Source organism: Celerinatantimonas sediminis (genome assembly GCF_046054195.1).
GTDB lineage: Bacteria > Pseudomonadota > Gammaproteobacteria > Enterobacterales > Celerinatantimonadaceae > Celerinatantimonas.
This window is the reverse complement of sequence record NZ_JBEQCS010000042.1, coordinates 1-1,192: the sequence shown is the minus strand read 5'-3', so window position 1 is coordinate 1,192 and position 1,192 is coordinate 1. Positions and strand designations below refer to the sequence as shown.

Here is a 1,192-nt window from a genome sequence, read left to right as displayed (position 1 = left end):
TGTCCACTTCCCCTAAACTGAGACAAATTTAAATGGAGTTTTCTACACTCATAGATGTAGGAGAGAACCATGAAACAATCACGATTTACTGAAACTCAGATCGTCAATATCCTCAAAGAAGCCGATGCGGGGATGAAAGTGGAAGATATTTGTCGCAAACACGGCATGAGTTCGGCCACCTATTATAAATGGAAATCCAAATACGGCGGAATGGACGCATCAGAGCTGCGACGAGTCAAAGAGCTAGAAGATGAAAATACAAAACTCAAGCAGTTATTTGCTGAAGTAAGTTTGGAAAATAAGGCCATGAAGGAGCTCTTCGCAAAAAAGGGGTGGTGATTGCAGAGAAGCGCCAATGTGCCCAATTACTTGTTCATTCTGGCGTCAGCATTTTGAAGGCCTGTACATTGGTTGAGCTTAGTCGTTCAAGTTATTACCGGACGGTCATTGATTGGCGACAAAAAGATGCGGCGGTGATTGATGCGCTGCGTGCAGAACTCAACAAATCACCCCGAGCTGGTTTTTGGAAGTGTTTTGGCCGACTCCGGTACAAGGGCTATCCGTTTAATCATAAGCGAGTCTATCGGGTCTATTGCCAAATGGGGTTAAACTTGAAACGACGGGGCAAACGAGTGTTACCGAAGCGCATTGCCCATCCATTACACGTTGAAGCCAAGGCCGATCATCAGTGGGCATTAGATTTTATGCACGATGGGTTGTACTGCGGAAAACGGTTTCGAACACTGAATGTCGTTGATGAAGGAACAAGAGAATGTTTAGCTATCGAAGTGGATACATCCCTACCAGCAGAGCGGGTCATTCGGGTACTTGAGCAACTTAAAGCGGAACGAGGATTACCGGTACAACTGCGAGTTGATAACGGCCCAGAATTGATCTCAGCCAAACTAGCGGATTGGTGTGAACAGCAGACGATTCAACTCATTCATATTCAACCAGGTAAGCCTCAACAAAACGGATTTGTCGAACGATTTAATGGCTCATTTCGTCGAGAATTTTTAGATGCTTATTTATTTGAATCATTGGAGCAAGTAAGAGAAATGGCATGGGTGTGGCGGCTAGATTACAACGAAGAACGAACACATGAAAGTCTTGGTAATCTGCCACCGGCGGCTTACCGAAAACAACTGGGAAACTCTACTTTAGAACTGTCTCATTAATGGGGAAGTGGACA

The 1,192-nt window shown here is 44.8% G+C and carries 1 protein-coding gene; it reads left to right on the top strand.

Annotated features, from left to right (window positions below):
- Positions 1-69 precede the first annotated feature (69 nt).
- A protein-coding gene (locus tag ABTQ23_RS21110; protein ID WP_408617739.1) for an IS3 family transposase occupies positions 70-1,178 on the top strand; the annotation gives its coding sequence in 2 pieces (ribosomal slippage) (positions 70-319 and positions 319-1,178; 1,110 coding nt in all).
- Positions 1,179-1,192: the final 14 nt, after the last annotated feature.